The sequence below is a fragment of the Enterobacter mori LMG 25706 genome, from assembly GCF_000211415.1.
Lineage (GTDB): Bacteria > Pseudomonadota > Gammaproteobacteria > Enterobacterales > Enterobacteriaceae > Enterobacter > Enterobacter mori.
The window spans coordinates 1-611 of the sequence record NZ_AEXB01000137.1 but is presented as its reverse complement, the minus strand read 5'-3'; the positions used below and the strand labels follow the sequence as shown (position 1 = coordinate 611).

Genomic DNA, 611 nt, shown 5'->3' with positions numbered 1-611 from the left:
ACGATTGGCGGCCAGACTTACACCACCGTGCTGGACGCGGCGGGTAACTGGAGCGTGGGCGTACCGGCCAGCGTCATCTCCGGCCTCAGCGACGGCACCGTAACCGTCACTGCGTCAGTCACCGACGCGGCGGGCAATACCGGTACCGGCAGCCATAACGTGACCGTCGATACCGGTCTGCCATCGGTAGCCTTCAACGCCATTAGCGATGACAACGTGCTGAACGCGGTCGAGAAAGCTCAGGATCTGAGCGTCAGCGGCACCAGCGCCAACCTGGCGGAAGGCACCGTGGTGACCGTGACCCTCAACGGTAAAAACTACGCGGCCACGACGGCGGCGGACGGCACCTGGAGCCTGACCGTTCCGGCAGCGGATCTGGCGGGTCTGGGCGAAGCGAACTATACCCTGAGCGCCGCCGCGACCAACGGCGTGGGCAACAGCGTGAATAACACCGCGAACCTGCTGGTGGATACCGCGCTGCCGACCGTCACCATCAATACCGTGGCGGGCGATAACGTCATCAACGCGGCGGAAGTGGCCGCGGGCCAGACCATCAGCGGCAAAGTGGCGAATGCGGAAGCGGGGAATACCGTCACCGTCACCATTGGCGG

1 protein-coding gene is annotated in these 611 nt (G+C 64.8%); it reads left to right on the top strand.

All coding sequences use genetic code 11. From position 1 onward, the window contains the following. Positions 1 to 611, top strand: a 611-nt coding sequence (locus ENTMO_RS23600; RefSeq protein WP_010426201.1) for an Ig-like domain-containing protein, incomplete at both ends; no start/stop codon positions are given.